The organism is Ruegeria sp. CDSB029, assembly GCF_059611125.1.
Map to the genome: position 1 here is coordinate 62675 of NZ_JBXWOX010000007.1, position 19701 is coordinate 82375.

At 58.3% G+C, this 19701-nt stretch carries 19 protein-coding genes; 15 read left to right on the forward strand and 4 right to left on the reverse strand.

Features of this window, described 5'->3' with window-relative positions; genetic code table 11:
• Window positions 1-33: 33 nt before the first annotated feature.
• The gene (locus AC2FI8_RS10380; protein WP_496767465.1) at window positions 34-1548 is read left to right on the forward strand and encodes a YifB family Mg chelatase-like AAA ATPase; all 1515 of its coding nucleotides are present in this window, start codon (window positions 34-36) and stop codon (window positions 1546-1548) included.
• On the opposite strand, the gene gshB is transcribed toward AC2FI8_RS10380, so the two are convergent.
• The 3 genes from gshB to rsmI form a co-directional block, all read right to left on the reverse strand.
• Complete coding sequence (gene gshB, locus AC2FI8_RS10385; RefSeq protein ID WP_496725863.1) at window positions 1545-2477, reverse strand: glutathione synthase; 933 nt, start codon at window positions 2475-2477, stop codon at window positions 1545-1547. The genes AC2FI8_RS10380 and gshB overlap by 4 nt on opposite strands.
• A gap of 61 nt (window positions 2478-2538) precedes the next feature.
• Window positions 2539-2910 (reverse strand): YraN family protein, encoded by a 372-nt coding sequence (locus AC2FI8_RS10390; RefSeq protein ID WP_496725862.1) that lies wholly within the window; start codon window positions 2908-2910, stop codon window positions 2539-2541.
• Between the two features lies 1 nt (window position 2911).
• Window positions 2912-3769: a 16S rRNA (cytidine(1402)-2'-O)-methyltransferase gene (gene rsmI, locus AC2FI8_RS10395; protein WP_496767469.1), complete on the reverse strand. Its 858-nt coding sequence runs from the start codon at window positions 3767-3769 to the stop codon at window positions 2912-2914.
• Window positions 3770-3857: 88 nt separating this feature from the next.
• Here rsmI and AC2FI8_RS10400 point away from each other — a divergent pair, with 88 nt between their 5' ends.
• From AC2FI8_RS10400 to murJ, 3 genes are read left to right on the forward strand one after another with little or no spacing between them, the layout of a single operon-like run.
• Complete coding sequence (locus AC2FI8_RS10400) at window positions 3858-5030, forward strand: penicillin-binding protein activator (protein ID WP_496778893.1); 1173 nt, start codon at window positions 3858-3860, stop codon at window positions 5028-5030.
• The gene (locus AC2FI8_RS10405) at window positions 4990-7809 is read left to right on the forward strand and encodes a [protein-PII] uridylyltransferase (RefSeq protein ID WP_496778895.1); all 2820 of its coding nucleotides are present in this window, start codon (window positions 4990-4992) and stop codon (window positions 7807-7809) included. The genes AC2FI8_RS10400 and AC2FI8_RS10405 overlap by 41 nt, the downstream gene beginning before the upstream one ends.
• Window positions 7806-9347 (forward strand): murein biosynthesis integral membrane protein MurJ, encoded by a 1542-nt coding sequence (murJ, locus tag AC2FI8_RS10410; protein ID WP_496778897.1) that lies wholly within the window; start codon window positions 7806-7808, stop codon window positions 9345-9347. The genes AC2FI8_RS10405 and murJ overlap by 4 nt, the downstream gene beginning before the upstream one ends.
• Here murJ and AC2FI8_RS10415 read toward each other — a convergent pair whose 3' ends face one another.
• Window positions 9348-10034 (reverse strand): rhomboid family intramembrane serine protease, encoded by a 687-nt coding sequence (locus AC2FI8_RS10415; protein ID WP_496778899.1) that lies wholly within the window; start codon window positions 10032-10034, stop codon window positions 9348-9350.
• An 86-nt stretch (window positions 10035-10120) separates the two neighbouring features.
• Between AC2FI8_RS10415 and trpS the strand changes: the two genes are divergently transcribed.
• The 11 genes from trpS (at window position 10121) to AC2FI8_RS10470 (ending at window position 19657) form a co-directional block, all read left to right on the forward strand.
• The gene (gene trpS, locus AC2FI8_RS10420) at window positions 10121-11149 is read left to right on the forward strand and encodes a tryptophan--tRNA ligase (RefSeq protein WP_496778901.1); all 1029 of its coding nucleotides are present in this window, start codon (window positions 10121-10123) and stop codon (window positions 11147-11149) included.
• 59 nt (window positions 11150-11208) lie between these two features.
• Complete coding sequence (locus AC2FI8_RS10425; protein ID WP_496767480.1) at window positions 11209-12072, forward strand: branched-chain amino acid aminotransferase; 864 nt, start codon at window positions 11209-11211, stop codon at window positions 12070-12072.
• A gap of 65 nt (window positions 12073-12137) precedes the next feature.
• Entirely contained in the window at window positions 12138-12593 is a 456-nt protein-coding gene (locus AC2FI8_RS10430; RefSeq protein ID WP_058273504.1) for a universal stress protein, read from the forward strand.
• Window positions 12594-12602: 9 nt separating this feature from the next.
• On the forward strand, window positions 12603-13196 hold the full coding sequence (locus tag AC2FI8_RS10435; RefSeq protein ID WP_496767483.1) for a 2-hydroxychromene-2-carboxylate isomerase: 594 nt from the start codon (window positions 12603-12605) through the stop codon (window positions 13194-13196).
• 69 nt (window positions 13197-13265) lie between these two features.
• Window positions 13266-13829: a NifU family protein gene (locus AC2FI8_RS10440; RefSeq protein ID WP_058273506.1), complete on the forward strand. Its 564-nt coding sequence runs from the start codon at window positions 13266-13268 to the stop codon at window positions 13827-13829.
• Window positions 13819-14403, forward strand: coding sequence for a tRNA (adenosine(37)-N6)-threonylcarbamoyltransferase complex dimerization subunit type 1 TsaB (tsaB, locus tag AC2FI8_RS10445; protein ID WP_496725852.1), 585 nt, complete (start codon window positions 13819-13821; stop codon window positions 14401-14403). The genes AC2FI8_RS10440 and tsaB overlap by 11 nt, the downstream gene beginning before the upstream one ends.
• Complete coding sequence (locus tag AC2FI8_RS10450; protein WP_496725851.1) at window positions 14403-14816, forward strand: GNAT family N-acetyltransferase; 414 nt, start codon at window positions 14403-14405, stop codon at window positions 14814-14816. Before tsaB ends, AC2FI8_RS10450 begins: the two co-directional genes overlap by 1 nt.
• Before the next feature lie 159 nt (window positions 14817-14975).
• A complete protein-coding gene (locus tag AC2FI8_RS10455) occupies window positions 14976-15974 on the forward strand; it encodes a BMP family lipoprotein (RefSeq protein WP_282152454.1) in 999 nt (332 codons plus the stop codon).
• A gap of 89 nt (window positions 15975-16063) precedes the next feature.
• Window positions 16064-17593 (forward strand): ABC transporter ATP-binding protein, encoded by a 1530-nt coding sequence (locus AC2FI8_RS10460; protein ID WP_496778903.1) that lies wholly within the window; start codon window positions 16064-16066, stop codon window positions 17591-17593.
• Window position 17594: 1 nt separating this feature from the next.
• Window positions 17595-18689 (forward strand): ABC transporter permease, encoded by a 1095-nt coding sequence (locus tag AC2FI8_RS10465; RefSeq protein WP_496778905.1) that lies wholly within the window; start codon window positions 17595-17597, stop codon window positions 18687-18689.
• A complete protein-coding gene (locus tag AC2FI8_RS10470) occupies window positions 18689-19657 on the forward strand; it encodes an ABC transporter permease (RefSeq protein ID WP_058278769.1) in 969 nt (322 codons plus the stop codon). The genes AC2FI8_RS10465 and AC2FI8_RS10470 overlap by 1 nt, the downstream gene beginning before the upstream one ends.
• Window positions 19658-19701 lie beyond the last annotated feature (44 nt).

A 19701-nucleotide genomic window follows, 5' to 3' on the forward strand; every position in this document is an offset into this window, starting at 1 on the left:
GCAGCAACGACCTGTTAACCAAAAAGGTCATTCATGGTTGCCCGCGCCCATACTGTTGCTTTTCAAGGGGTTGATGCCCGCCCGGTCGAGGTGCAATGCGCCGTCTCGCCGGGATTGCCCGCCTTTTCCATCGTAGGATTGCCCGACAAAGCTGTGTCCGAAGCGCGGGACCGCGTCCGCAGCGCGTTAAGTTCCATGGCCATCGCATTGCCGTCGAAACGGATCACGATCAACCTGTCACCCGCCGACCTGCCCAAAGAAGGCAGCCATTTCGACCTTCCCATCGCGGTCGCGCTGCTATCTGCGTTAGAGATCATTCCTCGGGACGCCGCCGAAGGGTCGGTGTCGCTGGGCGAACTGTCTCTGGACGGCTCTCTGGTACCTGTTGTTGGCGCCTTGCCTGCCGCAATGACCGCTGCAGCAGAGGACCGCGCTTTGCTTTGCCCGCGCGCGTCAAGCGCCGAGGCTGCTTGGGTCGATGCGACGCAGGTCATCGGGGCTGGGTCTCTTGGGGACGTGGTGCGGCATTTCTCGGGCCAGTCCCCTCTGCCCGCCGCGCAACCCGGCGAAGTTACACTTGAGCCCAGCGCGAGGGATCTGCGCGACGTCAAAGGGCAAGAGCGCGCCAAACGCGCCTTGGAAATCGCCGCGGCCGGGCGACATCATCTGATCATGACCGGCACGCCCGGATCAGGGAAATCTATGCTGGCTGCTAGGCTGCCCGGAATTTTGCCGCCGCTCACGCCAGCAGAGGCCTTGGAAACCTCAATGATCCAATCTCTGTGCGGGCTCTTGGACGAAGGCGGAATCAGTCGCAGCCGCCCGTTTCGCGAACCTCATCACACGGCGTCCATGGCGGCGATCGCTGGTGGCGGCAGGGGGGCAAAGCCGGGCGAGATTTCGCTGGCCCACAACGGCGTTCTGTTCATGGACGAGTTCCCGGAATTTCCGCGCACGGTTCTGGAGACACTACGCCAGCCGATTGAAACTGGAGAGGTCATGGTCGCGCGTGCAAATGCCCATGTGAAATACCCCTGCCGGTTCATGTTGGTCGCGGCGGCCAACCCTTGCAAATGCGGCTACCTCACCGATCCCGGGCGCGCTTGTTCCCGCGCACCTGTTTGCGGAGAGGATTATCTGAGCCGAATCTCCGGGCCGCTGATGGACCGGTTTGATTTGCGGATTGAGGTGCCCCCGGTCAGTTTCACCGATCTGGACCTACCACCCTCGGGTGACGGTTCCGCCACCGTTGCCGCGCGCGTCGAACAAGCCCGGTCGATTCAGGCAGAGCGGTTTCGCGACACACCTTCCACCCGTCAGAACGCCGATGTCGAGGGTAAATTGCTGGATGAAATCGCTGCCCCGGATGTTGAAGGCAAAGACCTGTTGCTGAAGGCGGCCGAGCGATTTGGCTTGTCCGCCCGCGCCTTTCACCGAATCCTGCGTGTGGCGCGTACCATCGCTGATCTGGACGGGGCACCGGATGTCCGGCGCCCTCACATTGCCGAGGCGCTCAGCTTTCGTATCAGCGCCAAGGCCGCGTCTTAAAGCTTGGCCTCAATCGCCTGCCAGATCTTTTCAGCGACGTTCACGCCGTTAAACCGCTCAAGTTCCTGAATGCCGGTCGGCGAGGTCACGTTGATCTCTGTCAGGTAGTCGCCGATCACATCGATACCCACAAAGATCTGGCCTTTTTCTTTCAGCAACGGTCCAATCGCGGCACAAATTTCCAAATCGCGCTCAGACAGGCCGATTTTCTCAGGGCGACCGCCCACATGCATATTCGAACGCGTTTCGCCCGCGGCCGGTACGCGGTTGATCGCACCGACTGCGTCACCATCGACCAGAATCACACGCTTATCGCCATTGCTGACATCCGGCAGGAATTTCTGAACAATCAAAGGCTCGCGCGAGAATCCGGTGAACAGTTCATGCAATGAGGTCAAGTTGCGATCATTCGCATCCAGTCGGAAAACTCCTGCACCACCGTTTCCATAAAGCGGTTTGAGGATGACGTCGCCGTGCTTTTCCTTGAACGTCTTGATGGTCTGCAGGTCGCGCGCAATTGTTGTCGGCGGGGTCAATTCCGGGAAATCCAGAACCAGCAGTTTCTCGGGGTAGTTCCGTACCCAGAACGGATCATTCACAACCAACACCTGGCCCTTAAGACGGTCCAGCAGGTGGGTCGATGTGATGTAATGCATGTCAAACGGCGGGTCCTGGCGCAGCCAGATCACGTCGAACTCTGCCAGGTCCACTTCATGTTCCGGGCCAAGTTCAGCCGGATTGCCTGCCACGCGCTGAACTTTCATGTCCTGACCGCGTGCGGTGATCCGCCCCTCTTGATAGGCCAGCTGATCCGGGCTGTAGAAAAACAGCGAGTGTCCGCGCGCCTGCGCCTCTTCGGCCAGACGGAATGAGCTGTCGGCATTGATATCCACGGCCCCGATCGGGTCCATCTGAAAGGCGATTTTCATGGCGTGTCCCTCAGTTTCACGCCAGATACATGGCCCAGCCACGTCGGGGGTTCAATGGGGATCAGGTTAAACCGAAGGCGTTTTCGATAATTTGAACGGCGCCCGAGGCATCCACCAAAGCCGCGTCAAACCGCACATTGGTCAATTGCCCGTCTGGTTCGGTTTCCAGGAATTGGGCCGCAGATGCGCAGATGCGATCCATCTGGCGGCGATTGATCCGGGCGGCGGCCGCATCGAAACTGATGCTTTTCTTAACCTCGACAAAGACAACTCCGCGAGCGTCGCGCGCAATAAGATCGATCTCCCCACCGGCGCCGCGCCAGCGGCGATTTAGAATGGAATAGCCGCGTTGTTCATAATTTGATGCAACCTGCTGCTCCGCAGCCTGCCCGGCATGAAAAGACACCGAACTTCGAACGGATCGTGCGGCCATGTCATCCCTTTCCCAATTTCAGAGCCTTCTGATAGATCGGGCGGCGTGGCAGCTTGTACATCTCTGATACCAGATCGGCCGCGTCGCGAACCGAATGGGTTTCCAAGGCTCGTTTCAACGCCTCTTCTACGTCAAATTCGTTAACAGTTTCCGAATGTCCGCGGTCCACGAGCAGAACAATTTCACCTTTGACTGTCTGCCCTTGCAGGTCGGCCGCCAGTTCATCCAACGTCCCGCGGCGAACTTCTTCGAATTTCTTCGTCAGCTCGCGGCACATTGCGGCCTGACGGTCATTGCCCAGCACGGTTGCAAGATCCGACAAGCACGCCGCCACGCGTTTCGGAGATTCGTAAAACACCAATGTGCCCGGCACGTCTCGCAATGCCTCGATCCGCGACCGGCGCGCGCCGGTCGCGTTCGGCAAAAAGCCCGCAAAAAAGAACGCATCTGTCGGCAGCCCGGCCAGTGTCAGCGCCATCAGCGCCGCTGACGGTCCCGGTGCACAGGTCACCGTATGACCCGCTTCGGCGGCCTGCTTCCCCAAATCGTATCCCGGATCGGCAATCAGCGGCATTCCGGCCTCGGAGGCATAAGCGACAGACTTCCCGTCCTGCAACGCATCAAGGATTTTGCCGCGCGCGCCTACGCCGCTGTGATCGTGATAGGCCAGGATTCGCCGCCTATCCAGCGGGACTCCGTGAATCTCCATCAACCGACGCAGGCTGCGCGTGTCTTCGGCGGCGATGACATCCGCCGAAGCGAGCACATCCAGCGCTCTAAGCGTGATATCGCGCGCCGCCCCGATCGGAGTGGCAACAAAATACAGGCCAGCGCCCAATCTTACTTTTTGGAAATTCAAAGCTGGACCCTCACAGCGTGACGTTTATTATCGCGGCATAACAGATTGGTGGTACCCCAAGCCGCCGGGACAGGGAGTTTTCATTTAGATGTTTACCGTTTGCAAGCCCGTTCGCAAGCTGGCGAAATCCGCCGCGATCCTGGCAACCGCCGCATTCCTCGCTGCATGTGAGCCCGGCGGCCTTGGTGGAGGCCCATCCATTAACACGTCGAAACCCGTTCCGGTCGCACTTTTGGTTCCGGCGGGATCGGGAAATTCGGGCGACGCTCAACTTGCACGGAGCCTTGAGAACGCAGCGCGTCTGGCAATGGCTGATCTGCAGAATGTTAAGATTGATCTGCGCGTTTATGACACGCGGGGCAGCTCGAACACGGCCGCGACAGTGGCGCAACAAGCCGTCGCGGATGGGGCGAAGATCATCATTGGCCCGGTTTACGCGCAGGCAGCAAACTCGGCAGGCCTCGCTGTGCTAAACAACAAGGTCAACGTGCTGTCCTTCTCGAACAATACAAGCATTGCAGGTGGCAACGTCTTTGTTCTGGGCCCGACCTTTCAGAACACGGCTAACCGTTTGGTCAACTTTTCCGGATCACAAGGCAAGACCAGCATGGTCATCGTCCACAGCAACGATGCAGCCGGGCAGCTTGGTCAATCGGCGATTGCAACTGCGCTTGCCAGCAGCCGCGTAGCGAATGCTGGTACGGTTGGCTATGACCGGTCCCAGCAAGGCGTCATCAACTCGGTTCCGACGATCAAGGCAACCGTGGATGCTGCCGGTGCGGATTCGGTGTTTCTGACAGCGACGACGGCTGGTGCGCTGCCGCTGTATTCGCAACTGTTGCCAGAAGCTGGTGTGTCGTCGGCCACCACCCAATTCCTCGGCCTGACGCGCTGGGACATACCGGCACAGACGTTAGAACTGCCGGGTGTTCAAGGGGGCTGGTTCGCCCTGCCCGACCCGGCAAAGGCGCAGGCATACCGCCAGCGGTATAACAACACCTATGGCGAGGCTCCGCACCCGATCAGTGGTCTGGCCTATGACGGCATTGCAGCAATTGCGGCTTTGGTCAGCCAGGGCAAATCCGACGCGTTGACCACGTCAGCCCTGACCCAGAACGCCGGATTCCAAGGCGTTGGTGGCATCTTCCGCCTTCGGTCCGACGGTACGAATGAACGCGGTCTGGCCGTTGCCACGATCCAGAACAAACAGGTAGTAGTGATTGACTCCGCCCCTCAAAGCTTCTCTGGCGCCGGTTTCTGATCAGCCGGTGCTGACACTCACCCCCAAGGGTGAGCTGATCTGCGCGGCCGATGAAATTTTTGACAGTACCGCCATCCTGGCGCAACTGTCGGAAGCCTTTGAAAATATTCAGGACAATGCCGCGCGGCGGAATGAAACCGTGCGCATCCTGCGCGATGCCCAAAAGGCTGGGCGCAAGACCATTGCGGATGCCTTCGCTAAACGCCCCTTTGACGCCAGACCTTTGACACGGTCCTACACCTATCTTACCGACGGGTTGGTCTGCACGGCGATGCAGGTGGCCAGCACCTATCTGCATCGGCTGGCGACGCCGACGCAGGGCGAAAAGATTGCGGTTCTTGCTGTTGGTGGATATGGCCGCGGAGAAATGGCCCCGGCCTCGGACGTCGATCTGCTATTTCTGACCCCGTACAAGATCACCGCCTGGGCCGAGAGTGTCATCGAGTCCATGCTCTACATGCTTTGGGATCTGCGCCTTAAGGTTGGCCATTCATCCCGAACGATCAAGGATTGTCTGCGACTGGGCACCGAGGATTTCACCATCCGCACCGCCATGCTGGAGCAGCGTTACCTGGCTGGCGACGCGGTCCTTGCCGAAGAGCTTGATAGCCGCCTGAAAACCGAGATGTTCAAGGGCAGCGAGCGTCAATTCATCGAGGCTAAGCTGCAGGAACGTGACGAGCGCCACCACAAACAGGGCGAGCGCTATATGGTCGAGCCCAACGTAAAAGAAGGCAAGGGTGGGCTGCGCGATCTTCAATCACTCTACTGGATTGCAAAGTACATCTATGGCGTTCAAGACGTGGCCGAGCTGGTCCCTCTGGGCCTGTTTGAACCCGAGGAATTCAACACCTTTGTTCAGGCCGAAGAGTTTTTGTGGGCGGTCCGATCCCATCTGCATCTGGTAACCGGTCGCGCCACCGAGCAACTGACTTTCGACCTGCAGGTCGAGGTTGCCGAGCGTATGGGTTATGAAGACAGGGCTGGGCGACGGGCTGTTGAAGTTTTCATGCAGCGCTATTTCCGCGAGGCCACTAAGGTCGGTGAACTGACCCGGATCTTCCTGACAAAACTCGAAGCGGCACATGTCAAAGGCGAGGCCCTGCTGGAGCGCATCTTCCGGCGCAGGCCGCGTGTTAAGCCGGGATACAAGGTGGTTCACGGTCGTTTGGACGTGGCGGATCATAAGAAGTTTCTTACCGACAAATTGAACCTGCTGCGTTTGTTTGATGAAGGTTTGCGTACGGGCATGCTGATCCACCCGGACGCAATGCGGCTTGTAACTGCCAATCTGCAACTCATTGACGACGACATGCGCCAAAACAAAGAGGCGCAGCGCATTTTTCTGGACCTCATGCTGAAACACGGCAACCCGGAACGCGCCCTGCGCCGTATGAACGAATTGGGAGTATTGTCGGCGTTTTTGCCAGAGTTCGAACACATCGTGGCGATGATGCAGTTCAACATGTATCACAGCTATACAGTGGACGAGCACACGATCCAGACCATCGTCAACCTGGCCCAGATTGAACGCGGTGAATTGGTCGAGTCACTACCGCTGGCCTCATCGATCCTGAAACGCGGGGTTAATCGCAAGGTCCTCTACGTAGCGTTGCTGCTGCACGATATCGCCAAGGGGCGACCCGAGGACCATTCCATTCTGGGTGCACAGATCGCACGCAAGGTTGCTCCACGGTTGGGTCTGAACAAATCGGACTCGGAAACCGTGGAATGGCTGGTGCGATATCACCTGTTGATGTCCGACATGGCGCAGAAACGCGACATCTCGGACCCGCGCACAGTGCGCGATTTTGCCAAGGCGGTTAAGACGGTCAAACGGTTGGATCTGCTCACGGTTCTGACCGTGTGTGACATTCGCGGCGTTGGGCCCAACACCTGGAACAACTGGAAGGCCACCCTGCTGCGCGCCTTGCACGCTGAAACCAAACGGGCGCTTGAAACCGGTATGGAAGACCTGAACCGGGCCAACCGTGGCGCAGAAGCCAAAAAGGCGCTGCGTTCAGCGCTTGGCGATTGGTCGAAGGCTGACCTGAAGGCCGAAACCGGGCGGCACTATGCGCCCTATTGGCAGGGCTTGAATTTGTCCACTCATATTGAGTTCGCGAAAATGCTACGCGCGCTGGAACACAGCGGCGACCCCGGCGCGATGGAAATTCACCTGCATCCGGATGACGATCGCGACGCTACCCGCGCGTGTTTTGCCATGGCAGACCATCCAGGGATTTTCGCCCGCATCGCCGGCGCGCTTGCGTTGGTTGGGGCCAACGTGGTCGACGCCCGTAGCTATACCACCAAGGACGGGTACGTCACCGATGCGTTCTGGATTCAGGATGCCGAGGGCCACCCTTTTGAGGCCAGCCGATTACCGCGACTGACACAGATGATACAAAAGACGCTCAAGGGTGAAGTCGTGGCGCGTGACGCTCTGAAATCGCGCGACAAGATCAAGAAACGCGAACGCGCCTTCAATGTGCCGACCCATATCATCTTCGATAATGACGGGTCCGAGATCTACACCATCATCGAGGTTGATACCCGCGACCGCCCGGGCCTGTTGTATGACCTGACCAGAACGCTGGCTGCGGCCAATGTCTATATCGCCAACGCCGTGATCGCGACCTATGGCGAACAGGTTGTCGATACGTTTTACGTCAAGGACATGTTCGGCCTGAAATACCATTCCGAAAGCAAGCAACGCGGTCTTGAGACCAAGCTGCGCAAAGCCATCACTGAAGGTGCGGAGCGCGCGATCTCATGAAACAAATCCGGTTGTTTTCAGGCCTGTTCACGGTCGGATTCTGGACTCTGGCCAGTCGAATTTTGGGATTTCTCCGAGAGATTCTGCTGACCGCCTATATCGGGCCCGGTCCGGTGATGGACGCCTTTGTTGCCGCTTTCCGCCTGCCCAACATGTTTCGTCGTTTCTTTGCCGAAGGTGCCTTCAACGCCGCCTTTGTACCGATGTTCTCGAAACGGTTGGAGGGCGAAGAAGACGCCGAAGGGTTTGCTCAGGATGCCTTCAACCTGCTGACGGCGGCTGTTTTGGCACTGGTTGGATTGGCGATGGTATTCATGCCTGGACTTGTTTGGCTGACCGCCGAAGGGTTCTATGGCGATGAACGCTTCGACATGGCTGTCGACTACGGTTACGTCGTTTTTCCCTATATCCTGTTCATGTCGCTGGCCGCGCTGTTTTCCGGCGTTCTGAATGCCACCGGTCGGTTCGCGGCTGCCGCTGCCGCGCCTGTCTTACTCAATATCTTTGCCTGTACTGCTTTGATCGCAGGCGCGCTGTCTGGCGGCGACGTAATCTGGTGGCTGATCACGGTCATTCCGCTGGCAGGGGTCGCGCAACTGGCGCTGGTTTGGGTGGCGACAGAACGAGCAGGTATTCGCATCCGTCCCGGCCTGCCCAAGCTCAGCCCGGAAATGCGACGCATGGTTCGCATTGCAGTGCCCGCCGCTTTGGCGATGGGCGTCACGCAGGTCAATCTGGTGGTTGGCCAGTTGGTCGCGTCCAAAACCGAAAAGGCTGTCAGTTGGCTATTCGCAGCGGATCGGCTGTATCAATTGCCATTGGGCGTGGTCGGTATTGCGGTGGGGATCGTCCTGCTCCCGGATCTGTCCCGCCGCTTACGGGCCGGGGACAAGGGCGGGGCGCGCAATGCCTATTCCCGCGCCGGAGAGTTCACACTGCTGCTGACCCTGCCGTCCACGGTTGCCTTTCTGATCATTCCAATACCTCTGGTGTCGGTCCTGTTCGAACGAGGCCAATTCAGCCCCGAGGACACGGCAGCCACTGCCTTGGCCGTAGCTATCTATGGCGTCGGCCTGCCCGCTTTCATGTTGCAAAAGCTGCTGCAGCCCTTGTTCTTCGCGCGCGAAGACACCCGCTCTCCGTTTCGCTATGCCGTAGTTGCGATGATCATCAATGCCGGGCTGGCCTTTGGTCTTTACCCGTTGGTGGGGTGGATCGCACCGGCGATCGCGGCTTCGACTGCTGGTTGGGCGATGGTTGCCTTGTTGGCGATTGGAGCGCGCCGTTTCGGCGATGAAGCACGGTTTGACGACCGGTTCAAACGACGTGCCTGGCGCGTCGTCGCGGCATCGCTGGGTATGGGCATTGTGCTTTTCGCCGCCCTTCATATTTTTGGCTGGACCTTCCAGGTACCCGGATGGCGTTATCTGGCGCTGCTTGTCCTGGTCATAGTTGCAGCTACCGCCTATTTCTTACTCGGTCACCTCTTCAAAGCGTTCGAGCTGTCCGAATTCAGAAAAGCGCTGCGTCGGTCCTGATCAGTCGCGGCGAATACGTCCCACGATCCGCGCCCATCCGCCGGGTGCCAGGAAAAACGACAGACCAAATCCGGTGGCAAACCCGCCCAGATCGGCAACCCAATCGGACGTGCCGCCAAACAAAAGTCCGAACACCAGCTGGATGCCCATCAAAACCGCGATCAGGCTGAAGGCCCGGGACTGGTTTTCGCCGACCAGTGACAACTTGCGCCACAGCAGCCATGTGAACGCGCCGATCAGACCGTAGACCGGCGGGAACCCTCCGACCAGCGGATAGGCGGGATTCAGCAACAGCCCATAGACCAACGCGCCACCGATACCGGACAAAACGAAAATGATCAGCATTTGAAAACCGCCGAAAACTTCGGCCACCATTTTTCCCATGGCCAGAACGAAGACGCTGACAAAAACCGCCTGGGTAAAACTGCCCGACACGAACGGATAGGTCACGAAACGGATCACATGTTCAAACGGCCAACGTCCATTCTCGATCATCCAGTGAAAAATATCCGGGGAAAAGGTGTAACTCTGCAGGGCATCCAACCGCCAACCTACCGCTGATGGCCCACCCACAAGACCACGTGCACCCAGCGAAAACGCCAATTCGATCCCCATGATGAACAGGACCAACGCCACCACAACGGGCGGCAGAGGGTTCACGGCGGGTGTATAATGCTCACTGCTCATTGGGCTGGCCTTTCACGGCTGTTGACGTCCCTTGACCTCATGGGTAAGCGACGGGGGCTGATTTTTCCAGACGGGAGTTCCCTTCGATGACCGAAACCAAGTTCACGCCGCGCGTGTTTTCCGGCATCCAGCCTTCGGGAAACCTGCACCTTGGCAACTACCTGGGTGCGCTCAAGCGTTTTGTGGATATGCAGGGCGAAGATTTCGAGACCATCTATTGCATGGTCGACCTGCACGCGATCACCGTCTGGCAAGACCCGGCCCGTCTGCGCGAAAAGACCCGTGAGGTCTGCGCCGGATTTATTGCTGCCGGTCTGGACCCTGAAAAGTCCATCCTGTTCAACCAAAGCCAGGTGGCCGAGCACACGCAGCTGGCTTGGATCTTCAACTGCATCGCCCGCATGGGCTGGATGCAGCGGATGACGCAGTTCAAGGACAAGGCGGGCAAGAACGCTCAGAACGCCTCGCTGGGTTTGTTTGCCTATCCGGCGCTGATGGCGGCGGACATCCTGACCTACCACGCGACACATGTGCCGGTGGGCGAAGACCAGAAACAGCATCTGGAACTGACCCGCGACATCGCCATCAAGTTCAACCATGACTACGGCGTGGATTTCTTCCCGGTGACCGAGCCGGTCATCGGCGGCCCCGCGCCGCGTGTGATGAACCTGCGCGACGGCTCTCGTAAAATGTCATCTTCGGACCCGTCCGACATGACCCGGATCAATATGACCGACGATGCCGATGCGATCGCCAAAAAGATCCGGAAGGCCAAGACCGACCCGGATGCGCTGCCTTCAGAAACCGATGGTCTGTCTGAACGCCCCGAGGCCCGCAATCTGGTCAACATCTACGCCGCGCTCAGCGATCAAACGGCGGAACAGGTTTTGGCCGAATTCGGCGGCAAGCAATTCGGTGAATTCAAACCGATGCTCGCTGAGCTGGCGGTCGCCAAACTGTCGCCGATCTCGACCGAGATGGCCCGTCTTATGGGTGAAGAGGCCGAGATTGACCGGATTCTTGCACGCGGCGCGGAAAAGGCGCGGGCGATAGCGGCCCCGATCCTGCAACAGACCTACGACATCGTGGGTATGGTTGGCGCAAAACAAGGCTGATTGCGCTGGACCTTCCCGTGACGCCTTCCTAGGTTGCCCCAAGGGCAAAGGAGGGCGTCATGGCAGTCGGCAAAAATATCCGCACCTATTTTGATGGTCAGTGGCACAACGGGGATGCCCCGATCATGCGTGCGGCAGACCATGGCGCTTGGCTGGGGTCTTCGGTCTTTGACGGCGCGCGATTCTTCGACGGGCTGACCCCGGATCTAGTGGCCCATTGCGAACGGGTCAACCGCTCGGCCGAGGCGCTTTTGCTGACACCGACCGTGACGACCGAACAGATGGTCGAAATCGTCCGCGAAGGGCTGGATGGCTATGCCAAAGGTTCCGCCGTCTATATTCGGCCGATGTATTGGGGCATCGACGGCGATGCGACAGCCATCGTTCCTCAGCAGGACAGCACCGGCTTTGCTATCTGTCTGGAAGAAATACCAATGGCACCGGAAACAGCTTCGGTCACGCTCACCACCACGCGATTCCGCCGACCGGTTCTGGAATCATCCGTTGTGAATGCCAAAGCCGGATGCCTGTATCCCAACAACGCCCGAATGTTGAAAGAGGCCAAGTCCAAAGGGTTCTCGAACGCACTGGTGGCGGACGCCTTGGGTCATGTAGCGGAAACCGCGACCGCAAACATCTTCATGGTTCGCGATGGCGAGGTCTTCACCCCTACGCCCAATGGAACTTTTCTGGCCGGAATCACCCGAGCGCGACATATCAAAAACCTGCGCGCCGACGGCGTGACGGTCCACGAATCCGTCCTCAGCTTTGAAGATTTTCATAAGGCGGACGAGGTGTTTATGACCGGTAACATGAACAAATTAACCCCCGTCACGGCGTTGGAGGACACTCAATATCAGGTCGGACCGATTGCACGCCGCGCGCGCGCGCTCTATTGGGACTGGGCTGCAAGCACTCGGTAGTCATACGCCGTGTTGCCAGCCCGCATTTGGTCGGGCATGATCCCCCTAAATACACGAGGACACCCATGCGTAAGTTTCTAGTCATTCTGGATGACAGCCGCGAATGCCTTAACGCGATGCGTTTTGCTGCAATGCGTGCAGCCCATACCGGTGGAGGGGTAACGATCCTGTCCGTCATCCCACCCGATGAATTCAATCACTGGATCGGTGTGGCCGAAACCATGCGCGAAGAGGCGCGCGAACGCATCCATGCGCATTACGAAGTTTTCGCCAAATGGATGCGCGACAAACAAGGGATCGATCCCGAGCTGTCAATTCGCGAAGGCGACCCTGTCCCTCAGATCATCGAACATGTCCAGTCAGACCCGGACATCGGCGTTCTGGTCCTGGGGGCTGGCATCGAAAAGAAAGGGCCCGGTCCACTGGTGACGCAGCTGACCAAAAACTCGGGCAGCCTGCCGATTCCGATCACAATTGTGCCCGGCGACCTAAGCAAGGAAAAGCTGGAAGCCATCACCTGAGGCCACCCAATGCAATGCCGCATCCAGTTCTGGTTCGAATTCGCATCGACCTATTCCTACCTCAGCGCCATGCGAATCGAACAGGCTGCGGCACAGCATAACGTCGCCGTAGAATGGCATCCCTTTCTTCTGGGGCCCATTTTCGCGGCGCAGGGCTGGAACAATTCTCCGTTTAACATTTACCCGGCCAAAGGGCGCTATATGTGGCGCGATGTGGAGCGTTTGACGACGCAGCGCGGCCTGCCCTTCCGGCAGCCGGACCCGTTTCCGCAAAACGGCCTGAAGGCTGCGCGCCTCACGCTGGCTATTGAAAATCAGACCGACAGGGCGCGATTTGTTCGGGCGGTCTATAAAGCCGAATTCGCACAAGGTCAGAATGTGTCGGACGATGCAGTTCTGGTTGATTGCCTGAAATCCGCCGGTTTGCCTGACGACCTTTTGGACAGAACCCGAGACCCCGAGATCAAGTCAGCTCTGATCGAGCAGACCAAAACCGCACAGGCCAAAGGACTGTTCGGTGCGCCGAGTTTTCTGGTCGGCGACGAACTATACTGGGGAGATGATCGGTTGGATGATGCGATCCGGTTGGCGGCCAACATTTAGAATCGTTCCAAATCTTGACTTATCCGGCCCGGACCCGCATATCAGAAGCAACTGAAACGGAGCCGTGACATGTTCATCCAGACCGAATCCACGCCGAACCCTGCAACCTTGAAATTTCTGCCCGGCCAAACCGTGCTGGAAGCGGGCACTGCGGATTTCCCATCGGCTGAAGCCGGTGAAAAATCACCTTTGGCAAAACGGATTTTTGCGGTTAGCGGAGTAACGGGTGTATTCCTCGGCAATGACTTCGTGACCGTCACCAAGTCCGATGATGTCCAATGGGATCACATCAAGCCTGCGATTCTGGGTGCGGTGATGGAGCATTATCAATCCGGCCAACCGGTCATCGGCGCTGGTGAAACAGCCGCATCGGGCCATGCAGAGCACACCGGCGAGGATGCAGAAGTAGTTAATCAAATCAAAGACTTGCTTGATAGCCGCGTCCGTCCGGCAGTTGCTCAGGATGGCGGCGACATCACGTTCCACGGGTTTGACCGGGGCGTTGTCTACCTGCACATGCAGGGTGCTTGCGCGGGCTGCCCGTCTTCGACCCTGACGTTGAAGATGGGTATCGAAAACCTGCTGCGCCACTACATCCCCGAAGTGACCGAGGTTCGTCCTGTTGCCGTCTGACCCCATTATTTTGGCGTTTGATACATCGGCCGCGCATTGCGCGGCCGCTTTGTTGTGCGGCAACCGGATCGTGACTTCGCGCATCGAAGCCATGTCGCGCGGTCAAGCCGAACGTCTGATGCCGTTGCTGGAAGAAGTTCTGGCCGATGCCGGATATGGGTGGAAAGACCTGTCCGCGATCGGTGTCGGCGTTGGACCCGGAAACTTTACCGGCATCCGAATCTCGGTTTCTGCGGCGCGCGGCCTAGCCCTAGGGCTTGGCGTTCCAGCGGTAGGCGTGTCCGGGTTCGACGCTTTGGCCGAAATGCCTACGGACGCCCTGCCTGCGATCCGCGCCCCGCGTGATCAGGTTTACGTGGCGTTCCCGGACCAAGGTCCGATGCTAATGCCTCAAACTGAGGCAGAATCACTTGGCCCTCTGATCCTGAATGACGACGCCGATGCACAGGTTCGTGCTATTGCCCGGGTCGCCGGGCAAAGGTGGCAAACCGAAACTGCGCAGCCAGCGCCACTCTATGTTCGGCCTGCGGATGCGGCCCCTTCCAAAGACACACCCCCGGTTTTGCTGGACTGATGAGCCCCGAGGAACTTGCCAAAACACACGCGGCGGCATTTACCCAGTCACGGTCGTGGGCTGCGGTCGAATTTGCGGATCTTCTGAACAATCGGTTCATACATATCGTTGGAAATACTCAATCTTTTTCGCTGTTCCAGGTGATCGGCGATGAGGCTGAATTGCTGACAATCGCCACGCATCCAGACGTTCAGCGGCAGGGCCTGGCCCGAGCGTGCATGCAAGAGTGGCATTCCAAAGCAAAGGCTTTGGGCGCGACGCGCGCTTTCCTGGACGTCGCTGCGGATAACCTGCCCGCCATCGCGCTGTATGAACACAGCGGTTATCGCGCCTGTGGTTTGCGCAAGGGGTATTACCTGCGCGAAAACAATCAGAAAATCGATGCTATCGTGATGGAATCCGCGCTGGATTGACCGCTTAAGACATATTTTTTCGACCAAATGGTCAAAAATCTGTTGACCACGGCGGTTGCAAACGTCCTTAATTCCCGCCATCACAACAGTTATGCTCGCTAACAGTGGGTGAACGGGGCTATCTTCGCCCCGACCGATAATAACAAACGGGAGTATAAAATGACCCTGATGAAATCCTTGATGGGTGCCACCGCCGCAGTCGCACTTACGGCTGGCGCTGCGCTGGCAGATCCTGCCCTGATCTTTGATCTCGGCGGCAAGTTCGACAAATCGTTTAACGAAGCCGCCCACAATGGCGCGTCGCGTTGGGCCGAAGAAACAGGCGGCACCTACAACGAGATCGAAATCCAGTCCGAAGCACAGCGCGAGCAAGCTCTGCGCCGTTTCGCTGAATCCGGCTCAAACCCAATCATCACGATGGGATTTGGTATGGCAGATCCGCTGTCCGCCGTGGCTGCTGACTACCCGGACACCAAATTTGTTGCAGTTGACGTCAACTGGTTGGACATCCCCAACATCCGTCAAATCGGTTTTGCCGAGCATGAAGGATCATATCTGGTCGGCATGATGGCCGCGATGGCATCGGAATCCGGCACCGTCGGCTTTATCGGTGGCATGGATATCCCGCTTATCCGCCACTTTGGCTGCGGTTATGCGCAGGGTGCCAAGGCGGTAAACCCTGACATCAATGTTGTTGCCAACATGACCGGCACCACCCCGGCAGCATGGAACGACCCGGTGAAGGGTTCGGAACTAACCAAAGCACAAATCAGCCAGGGCGCTGATGTGATCTATGCGGCCGCTGGCGGCACCGGTGTTGGCGTACTGCAGACCGCGGCAGACGAAGGCATCCTGTCGATCGGCGTGGACAGCAACCAGAACCACCTGCACCCGGGTAAGGTTCTGACCTCGATGCTGAAACGCGTTGATGTTGCCGTTTATGACGCGATGTCAGCGGGCGAAGGCCTGGAAACCGGCGTGTTCCAGATGGGTCTGGCCGAGGAAGGTGTTGGCGTCGCCATGGATGACAACAACGCACCTCTGGTCTCGGACGAGATGAAAGGCGCAGTCGACAAAGCGCGTCAGGACATCATCGACGGTAACGTTTCTGTTGTCAGCTATTATGAGAACGACAGCTGCCCGGCACTGCAGTTCTGATATCGCGCAAGGCGGGGGTACAACCTCCGCCTTGCCCCCGACTCTGCCGCGTATGACACCGCGGCCCTTTCGGCAATTGAGGACAAGACATGACCGTCCCCGCCATTGAGCTCAAAGGGATATCCAAAGCCTTTGGGCCGGTTCAGGCCAATAAAGACATTTCTATCAGCGTCGCCCCCGGTACGATCCATGGGATCATCGGTGAAAACGGTGCGGGCAAATCCACGCTGATGAGCATCCTCTACGGCTTTTACAAAGCCGATAAAGGTGAAATCTGGATTAACGGCAACAAGACCGACATCCCTGACAGCCAGGCGGCCATTGCTGCCGGGATCGGGATGGTGTTCCAACATTTTAAACTGGTTGAGAATTTCACCGTTCTGGAAAACATCGTTCTTGGTGCCGAGGATGGCGGGCTGCTGGCCCCGTCCTTGTCCAAAGCGCGCAAAGAACTGAAAGCTTTAGAAGAAGAATACGAGCTGTTCGTTGATCCCGACAAGCGCATCGACGAGATCGGTGTCGGAATGCAGCAAAGGGTCGAGATCCTGAAGGCCCTGTACCGCAAGGCCGAAATTCTGATTCTGGACGAACCCACCGGGGTTCTGACCCCGTCCGAGGCTGACCAGCTTTTCCGCATCCTTGACCGCCTGCGGGCCGAAGGAAAAACGATCATCGTGATCACGCACAAGCTGCGCGAAATCATGGAAAACACCGATACGGTTTCGGTCATGCGGCGCGGTCAGATGACGGCGACGGTGAAAACAGCCGACACCAGCCCCGAGGAACTGGCCGAGCTGATGGTGGGCCGCAAGGTGCTGCTGCAGGTCGACAAAGTACCTGCGCAACCCGGTAAGCCCGTTTTGGAAATTGAAAAGCTCAGCGTTTTCGATTCGGCCGGGGTCGAACGGGTCAAGGGTATCGACCTGACCGTTCGGGCCGGTGAAATCGTCGGTATCGCTGGCGTGGCCGGAAATGGCCAATCGGAGCTTCTGGAAGTTCTGGGCGGCATGCGTCCGGGTCAGGGTTCAATCAAACTGAATGGCAGCCCGCTCGCGCTCAGCGGTCCGGGATCGGACGGTCAGGCGCGTCGGGCCCAACATATCGCACACGTGCCCGAAGACCGTCAGCGCGAAGGCCTTGTGATGGACTTTCACGCTTGGGAGAATGTGGCCTTTGGCTATCACCGTGATCCTGCCTACCAGAGCGGGATTTTCATGAACAACGCCGCCCTGCGCGCCGATACCGAGCGCAAGATCGAGAAATTCGACGTCCGACCACCTAATGCGTGGCTTACAGCCAAGAGCTTCTCGGGCGGGAACCAACAAAAGATCGTTGTCGCACGCGAAATTGAACGGAACCCGGATCTTCTATTGGTCGGACAACCAACGCGCGGCGTCGACATCGGCGCGATCGAGTTCATTCACAAGCAGATCGTTGCGCTGCGCGATCAGGGTAAGGCAATCTTGCTCGTCTCGGTTGAGTTAGAAGAAATCTTCTCGCTATCGGATCGCATCGCTGTGATGTTTGACGGACATGTCATGGGCGAACGTCTGCCCCATGAAACAGATGAAAAAGAACTTGGCCTGTTGATGGCCGGTGTTGCGGGAGAGGCCGCGTAACATGGAAAAGATGCCCAAATGGGCCGATGTGGTGCTGATCCCGCTGATCAGTCTGATATTGGCCGCAATCTTGTCCGCCTTGGTCATTCTGGCCATCGGTGAAAACCCGATCGAAGCGGTGAAACTGATGGTGACCGGTGCGCTCGGGTCGACCTACGGTTGGGGGTATACGCTGTATTATGCCACCAACTTTATGTTCACCGGGTTGGCTGTGGCTGTCGCCTTCCACGCCCGACTGTTCAACATTGGGGGCGAAGGCCAGGCCATGCTGGGCGGGCTTGGTGTTGCCATGGTATGCCTCTACATCCCCTGGCCGCATTGGAGCATCGCGCTGTTGGCGGCCTGCGCGGGTTCGATGCTGTTTGGTGCGGCATGGGCGGCCATTCCGGCCTATCTGCAAGCCAAGCGTGGCAGTCACATCGTGATCACAACGATCATGTTCAACTTTATTGCGGCGGCATTCCTGAACTACGTGTTGGTCAATCTTATGCGACCACCGGGCGCGCAAGACCCCTCGTCTGCGCGTTTCCCCGAGGCCGTTCACCTACCCACATTTCAGTCGATGTTCTCAACCGCCGAAAACGTGGTGTTCAAAGGGACCCCTGTTAATATCACGTTCTTCATTGCGGTTTTAGCCTGTTTTATCGTCTGGGCACTGATCTGGCGGACACGACTGGGCTATGAAATCCGGTCCTACGGAAAGACCGAAACCGGCGCCGTCTATGCAGGCATTTCTCCGGTGCGCATCACCATCATCGCGATGCTGATTTCGGGCGCGCTGGCGGGGCTGATGGCCATCAACAACGTGATGGGCGAGGCCGAACGCCTGGTTTTGAACGCAACTGAAGGCGCAGGTTTCATCGGCATCGCTGTGGCCCTGATGGGCCGGTCGCACCCGTTTGGTGTATTCCTTGCGGCGATCCTGTTCGGGTTTCTCTATCAGGGCGGTGCAGAATTGGCTTTCTGGACGTCGATCCCGCGCGAACTGATCGTTGTCATTCAGGCCCTGGTGATCCTGTTCACCGGAGCATTGGACAACATGGTCCGGATGCCGCTTGAAAAGCTGTTCCTGAGCCTGCGGAAGGGAGCGCAGTGATGGAGTTCTTCATTACCTTCATCCAGGTCCTGGACTCGACCATCCGTCTGGCTACACCGCTATTGCTGGCTTGTCTGGCTGGGCTCTATTCCGAACGTGCAGGCATTTTCGACATCGGTCTTGAAGGCAAGATGCTGATGGCCGCCTTCTTCTCGGCAGCCGTCGCGGCTGTGACCGGGTCGGTCTGGTTGGGGCTGCTGGCGGGGATCGCCTCTTCTCTTGTTCTTTCCGGACTTCACGGTTTGGCCTCGATCACCTTCCGAGGCAACCAGTTGATATCCGGAGTCGCAATCAACTTCCTTGCGGCAGGTATGACGGTCCTTGTCGCGCAAAGCTGGTTCGAACAGGGCGGGCGCACGCCCTCGCTGTTTGGTGGCGGTCGTTTCACACCGATCAATTTCCCCTTTGCCGAATCACTGAGCGGGGTGCCGATCATCGGGCCGATCTACTCCGAGCTGCTCTCGGGCCATTCGATCCTGGTTTACGTCGCGTTCCTGATGGTGCCGGCAACATGGTGGATTCTGTATCGCACACGGTTCGGCTTGCGCCTCCGCGCTGTGGGGGAAAACCCTGCTGCCGTGGACACTGCCGGTGTCTCGGTCGTTGGCTTGCGCTATGCCGCTGTTGCCATCTGTGGCGTGCTGTGTGGCATCGCCGGGGCTTATCTGGCCACTGCGTTGCAGGCCGGGTTCGTTAAGGACATGACTGCAGGCCGTGGGTTCATCGCGCTGGCAGCTCTGATCTTTGCGAAATGGCGCCCCTGGCATGCAATGGGCGCTTGCCTGTTGTTCGGTTTGTTGCAGGCCATCGCGCTGCGGTTCCAGAACATCGATCTGGGCGGCGTGGTCATCCCTGTGCAGGCGATGGACGCCCTGCCTTACGTCCTTACCGTGGTCATTCTGGCCGGGTTTGTCGGCAAGGCGGTTCCGCCGCGCGCCGGTGGCGAACCCTATGTGAAAGAGCGCTGATAAGTCCAGTTTCGGACTCAGTTCAGTCCTGTTCGCTGCAGAGC

Excerpts from the sequence above, each read along its gene's own strand:
- trpS (WP_496778901.1), top strand. The coding sequence starts at position 10,121 with ATGACCGAAACCAAGTTCACGCCGCGCGTGTTTTCCGGCATCCAGCCT.
- AC2FI8_RS10430 (WP_058273504.1), top strand. The coding sequence starts at position 12,138 with ATGCGTAAGTTTCTAGTCATTCTGGATGACAGCCGCGAATGCCTTAAC.
- AC2FI8_RS10380 (WP_496767465.1), top strand. The coding sequence starts at position 34 with ATGGTTGCCCGCGCCCATACTGTTGCTTTTCAAGGGGTTGATGCCCGC.
- AC2FI8_RS10425 (WP_496767480.1), top strand. The coding sequence starts at position 11,209 with ATGGCAGTCGGCAAAAATATCCGCACCTATTTTGATGGTCAGTGGCAC.
- AC2FI8_RS10415 (WP_496778899.1), bottom strand. The coding sequence starts at position 10,034 with ATGAGCAGTGAGCATTATACACCCGCCGTGAACCCTCTGCCGCCCGTT.
- AC2FI8_RS10450 (WP_496725851.1), top strand. The coding sequence starts at position 14,403 with ATGAGCCCCGAGGAACTTGCCAAAACACACGCGGCGGCATTTACCCAG.
- murJ (WP_496778897.1), top strand. The coding sequence starts at position 7,806 with ATGAAACAAATCCGGTTGTTTTCAGGCCTGTTCACGGTCGGATTCTGG.
- gshB (WP_496725863.1), bottom strand. The coding sequence starts at position 2,477 with ATGAAAATCGCCTTTCAGATGGACCCGATCGGGGCCGTGGATATCAAT.
- AC2FI8_RS10435 (WP_496767483.1), top strand. The coding sequence starts at position 12,603 with ATGCAATGCCGCATCCAGTTCTGGTTCGAATTCGCATCGACCTATTCC.
- AC2FI8_RS10440 (WP_058273506.1), top strand. The coding sequence starts at position 13,266 with ATGTTCATCCAGACCGAATCCACGCCGAACCCTGCAACCTTGAAATTT.
- AC2FI8_RS10390 (WP_496725862.1), bottom strand. The coding sequence starts at position 2,910 with ATGGCCGCACGATCCGTTCGAAGTTCGGTGTCTTTTCATGCCGGGCAG.
- AC2FI8_RS10465 (WP_496778905.1), top strand. The coding sequence starts at position 17,595 with ATGGAAAAGATGCCCAAATGGGCCGATGTGGTGCTGATCCCGCTGATC.
- AC2FI8_RS10455 (WP_282152454.1), top strand. The coding sequence starts at position 14,976 with ATGACCCTGATGAAATCCTTGATGGGTGCCACCGCCGCAGTCGCACTT.
- AC2FI8_RS10400 (WP_496778893.1), top strand. The coding sequence starts at position 3,858 with ATGTTTACCGTTTGCAAGCCCGTTCGCAAGCTGGCGAAATCCGCCGCG.
- AC2FI8_RS10460 (WP_496778903.1), top strand. The coding sequence starts at position 16,064 with ATGACCGTCCCCGCCATTGAGCTCAAAGGGATATCCAAAGCCTTTGGG.
- AC2FI8_RS10470 (WP_058278769.1), top strand. The coding sequence starts at position 18,689 with ATGGAGTTCTTCATTACCTTCATCCAGGTCCTGGACTCGACCATCCGT.